The sequence below is a fragment of the Streptomyces sp. ISL-1 genome, from assembly GCF_018614585.1.
Lineage (GTDB): Bacteria > Actinomycetota > Actinomycetes > Streptomycetales > Streptomycetaceae > Streptomyces > Streptomyces maoxianensis.
This window is the reverse complement of the sequence record NZ_JAGGOI010000007.1, coordinates 102307-118453: the sequence shown is the minus strand read 5'-3', so window position 1 is coordinate 118453 and position 16147 is coordinate 102307. Positions and strand designations below refer to the sequence as shown.

At 67.8% G+C, this 16147-nt stretch carries 11 protein-coding genes and 4 pseudogenes; 8 read left to right on the top strand and 7 right to left on the bottom strand.

Annotation, left to right across the window (positions count from 1 at the left end):
- Positions 1-42: 42 nt before the first annotated feature.
- The 3 genes and pseudogenes from J7E87_RS05965 (at position 43) to J7E87_RS05955 (ending at position 2301) form a co-directional block, all read left to right on the top strand.
- Positions 43-330, top strand: coding sequence for a CbrC family protein (locus J7E87_RS05965; RefSeq protein WP_215091251.1), 288 nt, complete (start codon positions 43-45; stop codon positions 328-330).
- A 90-nt stretch (positions 331-420) separates the two neighbouring features.
- Entirely contained in the window at positions 421-1164 is a 744-nt protein-coding gene (locus J7E87_RS05960) for a dienelactone hydrolase family protein (RefSeq protein ID WP_215090662.1), read from the top strand.
- Between the two features lie 419 nt (positions 1165-1583).
- Positions 1584-2301 (top strand): annotated as a pseudogene (locus J7E87_RS05955) (class I SAM-dependent methyltransferase).
- 63 nt (positions 2302-2364) lie between these two features.
- On the opposite strand, the pseudogene J7E87_RS34855 reads toward J7E87_RS05955, so the two are convergent.
- Positions 2365-2550, bottom strand: a pseudogene (locus J7E87_RS34855) (ISKra4 family transposase); the annotation flags it as partial.
- A gap of 485 nt (positions 2551-3035) precedes the next feature.
- Between J7E87_RS34855 and J7E87_RS05945 the strand changes: the two are divergent.
- The 3 genes and pseudogenes from J7E87_RS05945 to J7E87_RS05935 form a co-directional block, all read left to right on the top strand.
- Positions 3036-3430, top strand: a pseudogene (locus J7E87_RS05945) (transposase); the annotation flags it as partial.
- 218 nt (positions 3431-3648) lie between these two features.
- Positions 3649-4755 carry an IS110 family transposase gene (locus J7E87_RS05940; RefSeq protein ID WP_251017012.1) on the top strand — a complete coding sequence of 369 codons (1107 nt, stop codon included), beginning with the start codon at positions 3649-3651 and terminating at the stop codon, positions 4753-4755.
- A 112-nt stretch (positions 4756-4867) separates the two neighbouring features.
- Positions 4868-5662, top strand: a pseudogene (locus J7E87_RS05935) (IS256 family transposase); the annotation flags it as partial.
- A gap of 725 nt (positions 5663-6387) precedes the next feature.
- Here J7E87_RS05935 and J7E87_RS05930 read toward each other — a convergent pair.
- Both J7E87_RS05930 and J7E87_RS05925 read right to left on the bottom strand, forming a co-directional pair.
- Positions 6388-7716: a class I SAM-dependent RNA methyltransferase gene (locus J7E87_RS05930; protein ID WP_215090658.1), complete on the bottom strand. Its 1329-nt coding sequence runs from the start codon at positions 7714-7716 to the stop codon at positions 6388-6390.
- A gap of 103 nt (positions 7717-7819) precedes the next feature.
- The gene (locus tag J7E87_RS05925; RefSeq protein ID WP_215090656.1) at positions 7820-9868 is read right to left on the bottom strand and encodes an APC family permease; all 2049 of its coding nucleotides are present in this window, start codon (positions 9866-9868) and stop codon (positions 7820-7822) included.
- A 176-nt stretch (positions 9869-10044) separates the two neighbouring features.
- Here J7E87_RS05925 and J7E87_RS05920 point away from each other — a divergent pair, with 176 nt between their 5' ends.
- Positions 10045-10713, top strand: coding sequence for a TrkA family potassium uptake protein (locus J7E87_RS05920; protein WP_215090654.1), 669 nt, complete (start codon positions 10045-10047; stop codon positions 10711-10713).
- On the top strand, positions 10713-11390 hold the full coding sequence (locus tag J7E87_RS05915; RefSeq protein ID WP_215090652.1) for a TrkA family potassium uptake protein: 678 nt from the start codon (positions 10713-10715) through the stop codon (positions 11388-11390). The genes J7E87_RS05920 and J7E87_RS05915 overlap by 1 nt, the downstream gene beginning before the upstream one ends.
- 88 nt (positions 11391-11478) lie before the next feature.
- On the opposite strand, the gene J7E87_RS05910 is transcribed toward J7E87_RS05915, so the two are convergent.
- The 4 genes from J7E87_RS05910 to J7E87_RS05895 all read right to left on the bottom strand — a co-directional run bounded on the left by J7E87_RS05910 (position 11479) and on the right by J7E87_RS05895 (position 16012).
- Positions 11479-12219, bottom strand: coding sequence for a DUF3159 domain-containing protein (locus J7E87_RS05910; protein ID WP_215090650.1), 741 nt, complete (start codon positions 12217-12219; stop codon positions 11479-11481).
- A gap of 3 nt (positions 12220-12222) precedes the next feature.
- Complete coding sequence (locus J7E87_RS05905) at positions 12223-12639, bottom strand: OB-fold nucleic acid binding domain-containing protein (RefSeq protein ID WP_215090647.1); 417 nt, start codon at positions 12637-12639, stop codon at positions 12223-12225.
- Positions 12640-12696: 57 nt separating this feature from the next.
- On the bottom strand, positions 12697-13383 hold the full coding sequence (locus J7E87_RS05900; RefSeq protein WP_215090645.1) for a response regulator: 687 nt from the start codon (positions 13381-13383) through the stop codon (positions 12697-12699).
- Between the two features lie 85 nt (positions 13384-13468).
- Positions 13469-16012: an ATP-binding protein gene (locus J7E87_RS05895; RefSeq protein WP_215090643.1), complete on the bottom strand. Its 2544-nt coding sequence runs from the start codon at positions 16010-16012 to the stop codon at positions 13469-13471.
- Positions 16013-16147 lie beyond the last annotated feature (135 nt).

Here is a 16147-nt window from a genome sequence, read left to right as displayed (position 1 = left end):
GCTGCCAGCTGGCGCCCGCGTCCCGCGTGCGGTAGCAAGGAGATCCTGCACAGGGTCACCCGCCGCACTCCCGGCTTCCACGCCTGGCAGGACCCCCACTGGCTCGTCCACTGCCACGACGTGGCCGCCTTCATCGGCGAGATCAGCTACAGCGAGCTGGCAGCCCATCCCGAGGCCCTCAACCAACTGAGGCAAGACCTGCGCATCGACGGCCGGCACGACGCCGCCCAACTCGAGCAGTTCCTCGCCCACCTTGGCGAAGGTGCCACCGCGGTGCTGTTCCGCTGCACCGACTGCGACACCCATCTCACCTACGCCGACGCCTCATAACGACCACTGAGCTCGGCGGCTCGCGAGATCGAACTGATCATCCCTTCAAAAGAACCGCACCCAACGCACTTAGCCTCCGGGAGAAGCTCCATGTCTGCTGTTGAAGCCATTGACCTGAGCAGCCTGAGTGCCCCGGCCGGGGGCTCGCAGAGGCTGAAGGGGCACCTCATCCGACCGGAAGGCCCAGGACCCTGGCCGGGCGTGGTCATTGCACACGAGGTACTCGGCGTTGACGACGTCATGCTCCGCCAAGCCGAGCGCCTGGCCGGCGCCGGGTACCTCACGCTGATGCCCGACCTGTTCACCGAGGGCGGCGCACGGCGCTGCCTGATCCCTACGATCCGCGCGGCCATGTCCGGGACCGGGCGTGCTTACCAGGACCTGGAGGCTGCCCACTCCTATCTGCTGGCCCAGAGTGACTGCACCGGCGCGGTCGGCATCATCGGCTTCTGTATGGGAGGCGCGTTCGCTTTGATGACGGCCGGACGCGGTGACTACGACGCGGCGTCCGCCAACTACGGACAGCTTCCCAAGGACCTGGATGTCCTCGCCGACGCCTGCCCCGTCGTCGCCAGCTTCGGCGGGAAGGACCGCACCCTGAAGGGGGCGGCCGGCAAGCTGAGCGCGGCCCTCGAACATCATGGAGTCGTGCACGACGTCAAGGAGTACCCGCAAGCAGGCCACGCCTTTCTCAACGACGCCGAGGCCGGCCCCAGGCCGCTGCGCCCCCTGTTCCGCGTCATGAACATCGGTCCGGATCCGGACGCTTCGGCGGACGCCTGGCAGCGCATCGAGACCTTCTTTGCCACTCACCTTCACGCTCCCCGCACCTGAGTAAGCCGAGTCGTGAGCATTCTTAGCTCTAACGGTTTGAGTTGGGGTCTGGCACAAATTCCGGGCTCTGTCGCGGATGTGGGGGTGTACCCGATCGCGGACGGGTGGGCATCACCTGTTGTGTGCTGGATGCGGAGAGCGCCGTTGACGTCTCGAAGAAGCGCCCGGTCGAGTGAAGCGTCGGCCCCGAAGTCCGAGACGCCGCGTTGGCCCTCCAGCCTGATGCCCTTGTCTCGCAGAATGAGCCGAAGTGCCCGGATCACGAGTTCCTTCTCGGAGTCCCGATAGGTGCAGGTCGGATCGGCTTTGGGTGCGGTTCCTTTGGAGTGAAGATCAAGGTCAGTGTCCTGCGACCGTAAAGGTTGTCTGTCGACCACACTCGGTGGCGGTTCGGCCTGGCTCTGCATACGTTCGGCTTCATGGCTGACGACTGCTTCAAGCATCCACGACACGCTGCGATCTGCTTGGCCTGGACCGCAGCGACCTCGGTGCGTCCGTGCAGATGACTGGGGAGTTCGGGGCGCTACGAGTACTGGACATCGCATGCGGTAAGGGGGTGTTCGCGCTGCTCCTGGCTGACCGCGGAATTGAGGTTGCCGGTGTGGATCCCGCCCGGTGGTCCATTGACGTCGCCGGGCCAAGCCCGCGAGCGAGCGGGTGCGTTGGATCTGGGGCGACGCGACGGACCTTCCGCCGCTGGAGGTCGATCTCGCGACGATGACCGCGAACGTTGCGCAGGCCATCGTGGATCCGCAGACGTGGCAGGAGACGCTGCGGGGAACTCGCCAAGCACTGCTCCCTGGAGGGCGCCTCGTCTTCGAGACACGAGATCCCGCCTACCGTGCCTGGGACGAGTGGACTCCGGAAAACTCCTACCGCGTGACGGAGATCCCCGGCGTCGGCTCCATCGAGAGCTGGGTTCAGCTGACAGAGGTGAGCGGGCCGCTGGTGACGTTCCGCTGGACCTGCAAGTTCGCATCGGACGGAAACGTGCTGACGTCCGATGCGACGCTGCGGTTCCGTGAACGGGAAGCAATCGAGCAGGACTTGGTCGCGCACGGATACGCGGGGGACGACGTTCGTGGTGCGCACGACCGCCCAGGCAAAGAATTCGTCTTCCTGGCACGGCGTTCGTGATCGTTGGTCATCTATACCATTGCCTGCGACGGCATGCACTCCCGGTTCGGCGGTGCAGGATAATCAGGCGGTAAGTCCGTATTCATGCTGGTGAGGTGAGAGATAGAGACGCTGGTGCTCGCGACGGGTGTGGTGATGCCAGTAGTCGTCGAAGCCGCCGTTCGTGATCATTGCACGGAGTTGGAGGACGGCTTCGGCACCAGCAAGTCCCCACCGGGCACCGGTAATGTCCAGGCGATCGGCGATCATTATCTGAACCAGTGCGATGCCCGCTCAGGCGTCCGGCAAGAGGTGTGGACCGGTCGTCGGGGTGATGGTGTGCGGGGCGACGTCGTGGAAGCGGGGCATTCCGAGGTCGGTGGTCCGGTGTGCTGACTCCTCGAGTTGGGCGATCTTGTTATTGGCGGCGGAGAGGCTGACGTTGAGGCCGTCGGCCTCGCCGAACCAGCCGTGGTGGCGTGCTTCGTCGATCCGGGCGAGGAGGTTGTCGCGGATCTCGAGAAGACGGGGCAGCTGGGCGGGGTCGGCCCGCAGAAGTGGTCAGCGGATGCCCCGTTGACTGAACGAACCCTAGAGAGCGCCCAGTTCAGTAGGCGGAGGGAGCGTCTAATCAACGGCAGATCCGATGATCAAGGAGACGCCAGATGAGCGAGACCATCGTCGAGAGCGAGACCGCCGCGGAGGCGGCCGTGGTACCGGCTGTGGAGGCGGTGTCGGACGACCAGTTGATCGGGATGCTGGTCGACCGGGCCCGTACCGAGGGCCTGCAGCTGACCGGTGAGGGCGGGCTGTTGCAGCAGCTGACCAAGCGGGTCTGGAGGGCGAGATCACCGATCACCTTGGCTATGACAAGCACGACGTCGAAGGCCGGAACAGCGGCAACAGTCGCAACGGCACCCGGTCGAAGACTGTCCTGACCGACGTCGGTCCGGTCGAGGTGAAGGTGCCGCGCGATGTGGCGGGCACCTTCGAGCCGCAGATCGTAAAGCGGCAGCGCCGGCTGACCGGGGTGGATGAGATGGTGCTGTCCCTGTCCGCGAAGGGGCTCACCCACGGGGAGATCTCCGCACATCTGGCCGAGGTCTACGGCGCCGAAGTGTCCAAGCAGACGATCTCCACGATCACCGACAGTGATAGTGGTATCCGGGTTCCCGGTGGTCGTGACTCGATCACTAACTGACGTCCTGCTGGACTGTCTTCGCCTTGGTCTGTCCAGCTGCCGGGGCCCGTTCCCCAGGCCCCGGCCGGGTGGATCATGACCTTATAGGAGCCTGGCCAGAGGCCCCATCACTGTCCTGTCTGCCCCACCCGGCTGGAGCCACCTCCGGTCAGGAAGGCATCCTCAGCATGACAGGAACGGATACTGACGCCGTCGTCGAACACGTGGTGATCGGCGGCGTGGACTCCCACGCCGACACGGTCCACGTCGCCGTAGTGACGGACCGCGGCGGGCAGCTCGCTGACGCCGAATTTCCAACAACGGCCGCCGGATACACGGCCGCCATCGCCTTCCTGGCCGCGCACGGTACGGTTGCCGCCATCGGCGTGGAAGGCACCTCGTCCTACGGCTCGGGGTTCACACGCGCGGCCCGACGGGCCGGCCTGACCGTGATCGAGGTCAACCGGCCGGACAAGGTCGAGCGCCGCCGGATCGGCAAGTCCGACCCGATCGACGCCTACGCCGCCGCCCGTGCGGTCGTGTCCGGCCGGGCCAGCAGTGCTCCCAAGGGCGATGCCGTCACCGGGATCCGGTCACTGCACAACGCGGCACGATTCGCGGTCAAGGCCCGTACGGCGGCGCTGAACCAGATCGGACACATCCTGATCAGCGCGCCCGAGAATATCCGCGCGAAGTACGAGGTGCTGCGCGGTGACAAGCGCATCGACGCCCTGGCCCGGCTCCGGGCCGGCGGCGACCCGATCCTGACCTCTCTGCGCATGCTCGCGCAACGCGTCAAGAATCTGACCACCGAACACGCCACTCTGACCGCGGAGTTGGATGTCCTGGTCACGCGACTCAACCCCGGCCTGCGCGCCGCCTACGGCATCGGTCCCGACACCGCTACGCAACTGCTGATCACCGCCGGTGACAACCCCGCCCGCCTGCGCACCGAAGCGTCCTTCGCCGCCCTGTGCGGTGTCGCCCCGGTTCCGGCCTCCAGCGGCAAGACCAGCCGCCACCGGCTCTCGCGCGGCGGTGACCGCGCCGCCAATGGGGCCCTCTACCGCATCGCGCTCGTCCGCATGCGCCGCGATCAGCGCACCCGTGACTACGTGGAGCGTCAAACCGATGCCGGCCGAACGAAGAAGGAAATCATCCGGCTCCTCAAACGCGCCATCGCCCGGGAGGTCTTCCGCCGCCTGACCACGACGGTCGAGGTCCCCGAGATTGCGGACCTCAGGTCCGCTCGCCAGGCCAAGAACATCACGCTCACCGCCGCGGCGAACACCTAGGGGTCTGGCCCGCCGTCATCTCCAACATTGAACGGGGCCTGCGCCGTGACGATACCTTCGCCGACGCCTATCGCAGCTGGCTCGCTGCCGCTTGACCAACGATAAGAGCATCAAGGTCATGGACAGCATGGCCGAGTGGTCCAACAGGCCGCTCGACCGCGTCTATCCAGTGCTGTTCACGGACGCGATCAACGTCAAGATCCGGGACGGTCAGTTCGCGAACCGCCCCATCTACGTCGTGATGGCCGTCACCGCCGATGGCCACCGCGACATCCTGGGGATCTGGGCCGGCGACGGCGGCGAGGCCGCCAAGTACTGGCTGCACGTCTTCACCAAGCTGAAGAACCGCGGCATCGAGGACGTGGTGATGCTGGTCTGCGACGGGCTGAAGGGTCTGCCCGAGGCGGTGGAGACCGTCTGGTCTCGCACGATTGTCCAGACGTGTGTCGTTCACCTGCTGCGGAACAGCTTCCGTTACGCGGCCCGCCAGGACTGGGACAAGGTCGCCAAGGCGCTCAAGCCTGTCTACACCGCCTCGAGCGCGGACGCGGCCGAGGAGCGGTTCCTGGAGTTCACCGATGCCTGGGGCACGAAGTATCCGGCGATCATCAAGCTGTGGTCGGACGCCTGGGCCGAGTTCGTCCCCTTCCTCTCCTTCGACGTCGAGATCCGCAAGGTCATCTGCTCGACCAACGCCATCGAGTCCGTGAACGCCCGCATACGCAAGGCCGTCCGCGCCCGCGGACACTTCCCCAACGAGGCCGCCGCGATGAAGTGTGTCTACATGGCCCTGATGTCGCTGGACCTGACCGGCAAGGGCCGCAAGAAGTGGACCATGCGGTGGAAAGCACCGCTGCACGCCTTCCAGATCACCTTCGAAGGCCGGCTCACCCCGGCCGGCCACTGAACACCTCAACAACCAGGTCAGCTGTTAACTTGACACTCCCGAGTAGCTGCGCAGTGCGCCAGCCCCGCTACCAGCAGCTTGGATGCTGACGAGGGCGGTGCCGCCGACACTTTCCGACTGCGAGCACGGATGGACCGACGTCTGACACACCCGTGCTCGCAGACGGGCAGCCTGCGGAGCCTCAAGACCAGTTCGGAGAAGTCGGAATCGAACTCGGTGTCCAGGATCTCCGTGATGGCTTCGGTGGGGAGCTCCAGAAGTATTGGCAGCGTGGCAGCGGGCGACTCGGGGTCGTTGTGGGCTTTGAGTACCAGCCGTACACCATGCTGGCCCACCCGGCCGGGCATCTTCCTGGAGTGCACGACTCAGGGGCCCCGTTGCTGCCTGTTGACCTCAGCGAGTACCGACGCCACGGTCCCGCACCACCCAAGCTGCCATCCTCAGCCGCAACCCTGACGATCACGCTAGTCACGCTGCGACCGTCCACCTGACGACCCGTCAGCATGTGCGTCAACCGAGCGTCGCCATACGCGACAGAACATCATTTCGGCAAGGCGCTATCGCGTGTAACGACCACACCGCCCAAAAAGCACATCTCTCGAACTAGCGGGTCAGGCTCCCTTTGCGGGCCATTCAAGGCTTGCGAGGCGCTCCACGTGGTGCACTTCAGTGCAACAGGTCGACCGGCCCAACCGAAATCTACGAGATCTCGAAGAAACTGCAGGTCAGACGCCCTTTGCGGCCGGTTCAAGAATCGCCACACACTCAACGTGCGAAGTCATCGGGAAGAGATCGAACGCCCGCAGCGTGCGCGGCTTGTAGCCCCCCTCGCGAAAGTACGCCAGGTCCCGCGCGAGCGCCGCCGGGTCGCAGGCCACATACGCGATACGCCGTGCGCCCAGGCCCGCCAGGTTCTTCACCGTCTGCTTGCCCGCCCCCGCGCGCGGGGGGTCGAGGACGATCAGGTCCGTCTCGGTGATGCCGGTGCGCGGGAGGACCTGGTCGACCTTGCCGTGTTCGATGCGTACGCGGTCCAGGTCCTCGAGGTTGTGCCGGGCGTCCTCGGCGGCGCGCTTGGTGGACTCGATGCCGAGCACCGCGCCCTTCTCGCCCACCCGTTCGGCGATCGCGCCCGCGAACAGGCCCACGCCGCAGTACAGATCGAGCGCCGTCTCACCCTTGCGTGGCATCAGGCCCTGCATCACGGCCTTGACCAGGGTGTCCGCGGCCTGCGGATGCACCTGCCAGAAGCCGCCCATGCCGACGCGGTAGGTGCGCCCGTCAGCGCGCTCCCGGACGAAGGCGCGGCCGTGCACCCGGTGCACTCCGCCGTCGCGCTCGTCGACGCGCAGCACCGAGACCGGCTTGTCCAGCTCGACCAGCGGCAGCCTGCCGCCGGGCAGCGGAGTGAGGATGACCTGGCGGTCGCTGGATCCCGTCGCCGCGATCGCCTCGACCGTGGCCATCTGGGACCAGTCCTGCTTCTCGATGCCGAGCTCGGTGACCCCCGGGGCGGCGATCATGCACTGATCGATCGGCTGGACATCGTGCGAGCGGTGCTTGCGCAGCCCCGCGCGGCCCTCCGTGTCGATCGCGTACTGCACGCGCGTGCGCCAGGCCGGCACCTCGCCCTTCGGCAGCTTGTCGCCCTCCGCGGGCATGACCGTGCCGTCCCAGCCGGCCTCCTCAGGGGTGAGGCCCGCGAGCCGCTGCAGCTGCTCGGCAATCACCTCGCCCTTGAGACGACGCTGGGCGCCCGGCTTGGCATGCTGCCAGTCGCAGCCGCCGCAGTTCCCGGGACCCGAGTACGGGCACGGCGCCTCGACGCGGTCCTTGGACGCCTCGAGGATCTTGACGGCGTCGGCGCGCAGAAAGCGGGAGTCCTCCTCGCCCTCCGTGACACGGGCCACGATCTTCTCGCCGGGCAGCGTGTGCCGTACGAACAGCACGCGCCCCTCCTCGGTGCGGGCGATGCAGTGGCCGCCGTGCGCGACGGGGCCGACCTCTACCTCGTACTCCTCCCCTACCAGCGAAGACTCTGATGCGTTCTGCATGGCGGGGTGACTCCAGAGGATCAAGGGGTACAGCGGACAACGGCCGGACGACCAGCCCACCAGTCTACGTGCGCATCGTCCGGCCGCTCGCCAACCATCTGGCTCAGCCCTTGCCGCTGGGCTCCTTGGGGCGCTGGTCCACGGGTCCGCGGCGCACCGAACCCGGCGCGTTCCACTCCTGGCGCTTCCTCGCCCGCTTCTTCGCGACCTCCGAGGACACCAGCTGGTACGGCACCGAGGTCACCATCACACCGGGCGTGAACAGCAGCCGCCCCTTGAGGCGCAGGGCGCTCTGGTTGTGCAGCAGATGCTCGTACCAGTGGCCCACCACGTACTCGGGGATGACGACGCTGACCACGTCCCGCGGGCTCTCGCGCCGCAGCCCCTTGACGTATTCGATGATGGGCCGGGTGATCTCGCGGTACGGGGAGTCGAGGATCTTCAGCGGCACATTGATGCCACGCCGATCCCACTCCTCGCGCAGCGCCTTGGTCTCGGCCGTGTCGACGCTGATGGAGAGCGCTTCGAGCTTGTCGACGCGCATCAGCTTGGCGTACGCGAGGGCCCGCAGGGTGGGCCTGTGGACCTTGGAGACCAGCACGATGGCGTGCACCCGGGACGGTCGCACGCTGTCGTCGCTCGGCTCGTCGGGTGCGGCGATCTCCTCCGAGACCCGGTCGTAGTGCTTCCGGATCGCGGACATCGTTCCGTAGAAGATCACCATGCCGAGCAGTGCGACCCACGCGCCGTGCGTGAACTTGGTGGCGAGTACGACGACCAGCACCAGGCCCGTGAAGAACGCGCCGAAGGTGTTGATCGCGCGGGAGCGGATCATGGTGCGGCGCTTGGCCGGGTCCTTCTCGGTCTTCAGATGGCGGTTCCAGTGCCGCACCATGCCGGTCTGGCTGAGCGTGAAGGAGACGAAGACGCCGACGATGTAGAGCTGGATCAGCTTGGTCGAATCGGCCCCGTACAGCCAGACCAGCAGGATGGCCGCGCCGGCCAGCAGCACGATGCCGTTGGAGAAGGCGAGCCGGTCGCCGCGGGTGTGCAGTTGCCGGGGCAGATAGCGGTCCTGCGCGAGGATCGAGCCCAGCAGCGGGAAGCCGTTGTACGCGGTGTTGGCGGCCAGGAACAGCACCAGCGCGGTGGCCGCGGCGAGCAGTACGAAGAAGAACGTTCCGTCGCCGAAGACGGCTGCCGCGACCTGGGAGATCACCGGGTTCTGGACGTAGTCGGCGCCGACCGGGGTGCCGTCTCGCAGCAGGTCTTGCGCGGGCGTCTCGGCCATCTTCACCTTCGTGGCCATGGCCAGGCCGATGATGCCGCAGAACATGGTGACGGCCAGGGCGCCCATCAGCAGCAGGGTGGTCGCGGCGTTCTTGCTCTTGGGCTTGCGGAAGGCGGGGACGCCGTTGCTGATCGCCTCGACGCCGGTGAGCGCCGCGCAGCCGGAGGAGAAGGCCCGCAGCAACAGGAAGATCAGCGCGAAGCCGGCCAGCCCGCCCTGCTCGGCCTTGATCTCCAAGTCGGCGGTCGGGGCCTTCATCGGTGCGTCGAGGACCAGGCCCTTGAACGCGCCCCACGCGATCATGATGAAGACGCCGGCGACGAAGACGTACGTCGGGATGGCGAAGAGCTTGCCCGACTCCCTCACGCCGCGCAGATTCATCAGCGTCAGCAGGACGATTATCCCGATGGCGCAGAGCACCTTGTGCTCGACGACGAAGGGGATCGCGGAGCCGAGATTCTCCACTCCGGAGGCGATCGACACGGCCACGGTGAGGACATAGTCGACGAGCAGGGCGCTGGCGACGGTGAGGCCTGCCCTGGGACCGAGGTTGGTGTTGGCGACCTCGTAGTCGCCGCCGCCGCTGGGGTAGGCGCGGACGTTTTGCCGGTACGAGGCGACAACCGTAAACATCAGCACCACGACAGCGGCCGCGATCCACGGGCTGAAGTGGTAGGCCGACACACCCGCGATGGAGAGCACCAGAAGGACTTCGCCCGGTGCGTAGGCCACCGAGGACAGCGGGTCGGACGCGAAGACGGGCAGTGCGATGCGCTTGGGGAGGAGTGTTTCCCCCAACTTGTCGCTGCGCAGCGCCCTGCCGATCAGGATCCGTTTGGGCACGTCGGTCAGTTTGGACACGCAGAGGATCGTAAGCGTTCCGTATGGAGAACGCCCACCCGCTACCCCCTCTCCCCCGGAATCTCCGTTCTCGCAGCGCAAGGGGGTCCCGGGGCGGCCCGCGCGTGTGTAGCTTGGGCCGCGGTCTGAGACCCTGTTAAGCCTGAGCAAGACCATTGACAGCCGGAAGGACGGTCGTGCACATCGTCATCATGGGATGCGGGCGAGTGGGATCCGCTCTCGCGCAGACCCTGGAGCAGCAGGGGCACACGGTCGCCGTCGTCGACCAGGACCCCACGGCCTTCCGCCGCTTGGGCTCCGGGTTCGGCGGCCGTCGCGTCACCGGAGTCGGTTTCGACCAGGACACTCTGCGTGAAGCAGGGATCGAGGAAGCCGGCGCCTTCGCCGCGGTCAGCAGCGGCGACAACTCCAACATCATCGCCGCGCGGGTGGCTCGCGAGATGTTCGGCATCGAGAACGTCGCGGCCCGCATCTACGACCCGCGGCGTGCCGAGGTGTACCAGCGTCTCGGCATCCCGACCGTCGCCACGGTCCGCTGGACAGCCGACCAGATGCTGCGGCGGCTGCTGCCGTCCGGCGCGGAGCCGCTGTGGCGCGACCCGAGCGGCGGGGTGCAGCTGGCGGAAGTGCACACCTCGCCGTCCTGGATCGGGCACAAGGTCAGCACGCTGCAGGAGGAGACGGGCGTGCGCGTCGCGTTCCTCACCCGGCTGGGGGAAGCGGTTCTGCCGACGTCGCAGACCGTGTTGCAGGAGGGCGACCTCGTCCACGTGATGATGCGTACGGACGAGATCGAGAAGGTCGAGGCGGTCTTCTCCGAGGGCCCTGAGGAAGGTGGTCACTGATGCGGGTCGCTATTGCGGGCGCCGGCGCGGTGGGCCGTTCCATCGCGGGCGAGCTGCTGGAGAACGGGCACGAGGTGCTGCTGATCGACAAGGCGCCGACCGCGATCTCGGTGGAGCGGGTGCCGCAGGCCGAGTGGCTGCTGGCGGACGCCTGCGAGATCACGTCGCTGGACGAGGCGGCGTTGCAGCGGTGCAACGTCGTGATCGCGGCGACGGGTGACGACAAGGTCAATCTGGTCGTCTCGCTGCTCGCGAAGACGGAGTACGGGGTGCCGAGGGTGGTCGCCCGGGTCAACAACCCGAAGAACGAGTGGCTCTTCAACGAGTCCTGGGGCGTCGATGTCGCGGTCTCCACGCCGCGCCTGATGTCGGCGCTGGTGGAGGAGGCGGTGAGCGTCGGCGATCTCGTACGGCTCCTCCGCTTCAGCCATGGCGACGCGAACCTGGTCGAGCTGACGCTGCCCCCGGAGTCGGCGCTCGCGGGCACGCAGGTGGGCGATGTGGCCTGGCCGGAGGACACCACGCTGGTGACGATCATCCGCGGCTCGCGGGTGCTGACGCCGGGCACGGAGGAAACGCTGGAAGCGGGCGACGAGCTGCTGTTCGTGGCGGCGCAGGCCCGCGAGGAGCAGTTGGAGGACTTGCTGTCGGTCCGCCGCGAGGAAGCGACGAGCTGACACGTTGCTGCTGACGCGTTGCGTACGCGAAGGGGCCCGGGGAACCTGATCAGGTTCCCCGGGCCCCTTCGCGCGAGTCCGGCCGCGGCTATGCGTCGCGCTGCGCGGCCGACGCCGCCTCGCGTTCCTTCTCGGCGCGTTCCTCCGCCTCCATCTCGGCGAAGGCGTCGATCGGCGCCGGCGCCTTCGCCAGGAAGACCCAGGTCAGGTACACCGCGAGCAGGAACGGCGGGATCTTCAGGGTGACCAGGACCCAGCCGAGCTGCGCGGTGTCCGCCCACCAGTAGAGCGGGAAGAGGATCGCGCACTTGGCGAGCAGGATCAGGCCCCACGCCCAGCTCGCCTTCGCGTACGCCTTCTTGCGGCCCGGGTTACGCGTCCGCCAGGAGAGGTTCTCCTTGAAGACCGGACCCAGGATCAGGCCGATCAGCGGGACGCCCGCGATCGTCGTCGCGATGTACGCCACCGCCAGGCCGAGCGTGTAGAGCATGCCCGGCAGATAGAAGTCCTTCGCATTGCCCGTCATCATCGCGAAGACGACGCCGAAGGCCACCCCGAAGACCCCGCTGAACGCGTGCTTGACGGTGTCCCTGCGGATCAGCCGGACTGCGACGAGCAGCACCGAGACGGCCAGGGCCGCGATGGCGGAGATGTGCAGGTCTTTGTTGATCGTGAAGATCGTGACGAACAGCAGTCCGGGAAGGACCGTCTCCACCATGCCGCGCACGCCGCCGAAGGCCTCGAACAGAGCCGCCTCCGTGACTGCTTTGGCGTCGCTGTCCTGCTGCTGCTGGTCGTTCGTCGTGGTCGGCTTGTCGAGAGACGTCACCGGCTACTCCTGTCCGAGCGGTCGGAGTTCGTATTTGGGGTTGAAGAGCACTCGACGGCCGTGGCTCATCGATATCCGGCCCGAGGCGATGAGCCTGCGGCCCGGTTCGATGCCCGCGATGGAACGGCGGCCGAGCCAGACGACGTCCAGCGGGGCCGTACCGTCGAAAAGCTCAGCCTCCAGCGCGGGCACCCCGGCCCGCGGACGCAGGGTGACCGTGCGCAAGGTACCAGTCACCCGGACTATCTGTCGGTCGTTGCACTCGGCGATGCGGGTGCACCCCGATGCCTCCGCGTCCTCCTGCAGTTCCTCGGACTCGAGGTCCTGCTGGGACGTGGACAGCCGGTCGAGCATGCGGCGGAAACGACCGGCGGGCTTCGCCGGCCTCTCGGCCTTCTCGGAGCGGGGTACGGCACTCATACAGAAAGCCTACCGGCCACCGCAGACACCGGATCCGGCCGGAGTTCAAGATCCGGCTCAGCGCTCGAAGCGGTATCCCATACCCGGCTCGGTGACGAAGTGCTTGGGGTGCGAGGGATCGGTCTCCAGCTTGCGCCGCAGCTGCGCCATGTAGACCCGCAGATAGTTGGTCTCGGTGCCGTAGGACGGGCCCCAGACCTCCTGGAGCAGCTGCTTCTGGCTGACCAGCCGGCCGGTGTTGCGTACGAGGACCTCCAGCAGATGCCACTCGGTCGGGGTCAGCCGTACATCGCGCCCGTCGCGGTGCACCTTCTTCGCCGCGAGATCGACGGTGAAGCCCTCCGTCTCGACGATCACGGCGTCGTCGTCCCCGCCGCCGACGGGCTCCGCCCTGCGGACCGCCGCGCGCAGCCGGGCGAGGAGCTCGTCCATGCCGAAGGGCTTGGTGACGTAGTCGTCGGCGCCCGCGTCGAGCGCCTCGACCTTCTCGTCGGAGGTCTGGCGGGCGGAGAGGACCAGGATCGGGACGCGGGTCCAGCCGCGCAAACCCTTGATGACCTCTACGCCGTCCATGTCGGGCAGACCGAGGTCGAGCACGACGGCGTCGGGGTGGCGGGCCGCAGCCAGCTGGAGCGCCGTCGCGCCGTCGGGGGCCGCGTCCACCTCGTACTTGCGCGCCTTCAGGTTGATCACGAGGGCGCGTACGATCTGCGGCTCGTCGTCGACCACGAGCACCCTGGTCATTGCCGGCCTGCCTTTCTGCTCTGCACTGACAACGCTGTCGCCTGTCATGAGGGTCGTGAGGGTCGTGTCCTGAGGTTCGTGAAGGTCATGAGGTGACCCGGGCGGGAAGGTCGGGGCTGACCGGAGCGGCTCCGGGTGCCGCCCTGAGGGTGAGGACCATGGTCATGCCACCGCCGGGGGTGTCCTCCGCGGTGAGTGTGCCGCCCATGGCTTCGACGAAGCCGCGGGCGACCGCGAGACCGAGGCCCGCACCGGCACCGCGTGGAGCGTCACCGTAGCGCTGGAACGGCTCGAAAATCCGCTCTTTCTCGTCATCCGGGACACCGGGGCCGCGGTCCGTGACCCGCACCTCGACCCGGTCGCCGAGCGCGCTCGCGGAGACGGTGACGGGTGTGGCGTCGGGGCTGTACTTGACGGCGTTCTCGACGAGGTTGGCGACGGAACGTTCCAGCAGCCCCCGGTCGACGGCCACCATGGGCAGTGTCTCCGGTACGTCGAGCTCGACGCTCTCGGCGGGCACCGCGACGAGCGCCATCGGGACGACCTCGTCGAGATCCGTCACCCGGATGAGCGGGGTGACAGTGCCGGTCTGGAGGCGGGACATGTCGAGGAGGTTGCCGACGAGATGGTCCAGGCGGTCGGCGCCGTCCTCGATCGCTTCGAGCAGTTCCGCCTCGTCCTCGTCGGACCAGGCCACGTCGTCGGACCGGAGCGAGGAGACGGCTGCCTTGATGGCCGCAAGCGGGGTGCGCAGATCGTGGCTGACGGCGGCGAGCAGTGCCGTACGGATGCGATTGCCCTCGGCCAGCCTGCTGGCCTCCTCCGCCTGGCCGACCAGTCGCTGGCGGTCCAGTACGACGGCTGCCTGGGCGGCGAAGGCGGCAAGCACCCGGCGGTCCTCGGCGGGCAGGACACGGCCGGAGAGCGCGAGCGCCATATGGTCGCCGACCGGCATGTCCACGTCGGCGTCCTCGGGGCGCTGGACGGAGCTGGGGCCTACGCTGCCCGCGCAGGTCCACGGCTCGACGTCGCTCTGCCGCTCCAGCAGCGCCACGGATTCCATGGCGAATGTCTCTCGGACCCGCTCCAGCAGCGCGTCGAGCGTGGTCTCTCCCCGCAGCACGCTGCCGGCCAGGAAGGACAGAATCTCGGACTCGGCGCGCAGCCGGGCAGCCTGATGGGTGCGGCGGGCCGCCAGGTCCACCACGGAGGCCACGGCGACTGCCACCGCGAAGAAGATCACGATGGCGACGATGTTCTTCGGGTCCGAGATGGTCAGTGTGTGGGTGGGTGGCGTGAAGTAGTAGTTCAGGAGCAGCGAGCCGACAGCGGCCGAGGCGAGCGCCGGCAGCAGTCCACCGAGCAGCGCTGACACCACGGTCAGGAAGAGGAAGAGCAGGACGTCGTTGGCGAGCCCCAGGCTGTCGCTGAGGCTGGTCAGCATCAGCGAGAGCAGTACGGGACCGGCGACGCCGACCAGCCAGCCCGCCACGATCCGGGACCGGCCGAGCCGGGCGCCGCGGGCCACCGGCAGCCCCCGGCCCTTGCCTGCCTCGTCGTGCGTGACGATGTGTACGTCGAGGTCGGGACCGGACTCACGGGCGACCGTCCCGCTGACCCCGGGGCCGAAGACGTACTGCCAGGCCCGGCGGCGGCTGGCACCGAGCACGATCTGGGTGGCGTTGACTCCGCGGGCGAACTCCAGGAGCGCGGAGGGGACATCGTCGCCGATAACGTGGTGGAAGGTGCCGCCGAGATCCTCGACGAGGGTCCGCTGGACGGCCAGTTCCTTGGGTGAGGCAGAGGTCAGCCCGTCGCTGCGGGCGATGTAGACGGCCAGCACCTCGCCGCCGGCGCCCTTCTCCGCGAGCCGGGCGGCGCGCCGGATCAGGGTGCGGCCCTCGGGGCCGCCGGTGAGGCCGACGACGATTCGCTCACGCGCCTGCCAGGTGGAGCGGATGTTGTGCTCGCCGCGGTACTGCCGGAGGTATTCGTCGACCCGGTCCGCGACCCAGAGCAGGGCCAGCTCCCGCAGGGCGGTGAGGTTTCCGGGACGGAAGTAGTTGGCGAGGGCGGCGTCGACCTTGTCCGACTGGTAGATGTTGCCGTGGGCCATGCGACGGCGCAGCGCCTGTGGCGACATGTCGACCAGTTCGAGCTGGTCCGCACGGCGGACGACCTCGTCCGGGACGGTCTCCCGCTGTCGTACGCCCGTGATCGACTCGACGACGTCGCCCAGGGACTCGAAGTGCTGGATGTTGACCGTCGATATGACGTCGATGCCCGCCGCGAGCAGCTCCTCGACGTCCTGCCATCGCTTGGCGTTGCGCGAGCCCGGCACATTCGTGTGAGCCAGTTCGTCCACGAGCGCGACGGCCGGACGGCGCTCCAGGACCGCGTCGACGTCCATCTCGGTGAAGACCGTGCCGCGGTACTCGATCTCGCGGCGCCGGATCTGCTCCAGGCCGTGCAGCATCACCTCGGTGCGCGGTCGCCCGTGGTGCTCGACGTAGGCGACCACGCAGTCGGTGCCACGCTCCACACGGCGATGCGCCTCGGACAGCATGGCGTAGGTCTTGCCGACGCCCGGTGCCGAGCCGAGGTAGATCCGGAGTTTGCCGCGTCCCATGGCCTCATTGTCTTTCAGACAGCTGTTCGCGCTGGCTGAACCATACGGCCAGAGTTTCCGACATTTCGGGGCATGGGGCGGGCCTCAGCGGCGTATTGACGCGATTCTGATGCGCCCGTTCCCGCCGGGGCCGGG

Excerpts from the sequence above, each read along its gene's own strand:
- J7E87_RS05960 (WP_215090662.1), top strand. The coding sequence starts at position 421 with ATGTCTGCTGTTGAAGCCATTGACCTGAGCAGCCTGAGTGCCCCGGCC.
- J7E87_RS05940 (WP_251017012.1), top strand. The coding sequence starts at position 3,649 with ATGACAGGAACGGATACTGACGCCGTCGTCGAACACGTGGTGATCGGC.
- J7E87_RS05930 (WP_215090658.1), bottom strand. The coding sequence starts at position 7,716 with ATGCAGAACGCATCAGAGTCTTCGCTGGTAGGGGAGGAGTACGAGGTA.
- J7E87_RS05915 (WP_215090652.1), top strand. The coding sequence starts at position 10,713 with ATGCGGGTCGCTATTGCGGGCGCCGGCGCGGTGGGCCGTTCCATCGCG.
- J7E87_RS05905 (WP_215090647.1), bottom strand. The coding sequence starts at position 12,639 with ATGAGTGCCGTACCCCGCTCCGAGAAGGCCGAGAGGCCGGCGAAGCCC.
- J7E87_RS05900 (WP_215090645.1), bottom strand. The coding sequence starts at position 13,383 with ATGACCAGGGTGCTCGTGGTCGACGACGAGCCGCAGATCGTACGCGCC.
- J7E87_RS05895 (WP_215090643.1), bottom strand. The coding sequence starts at position 16,012 with ATGGGACGCGGCAAACTCCGGATCTACCTCGGCTCGGCACCGGGCGTC.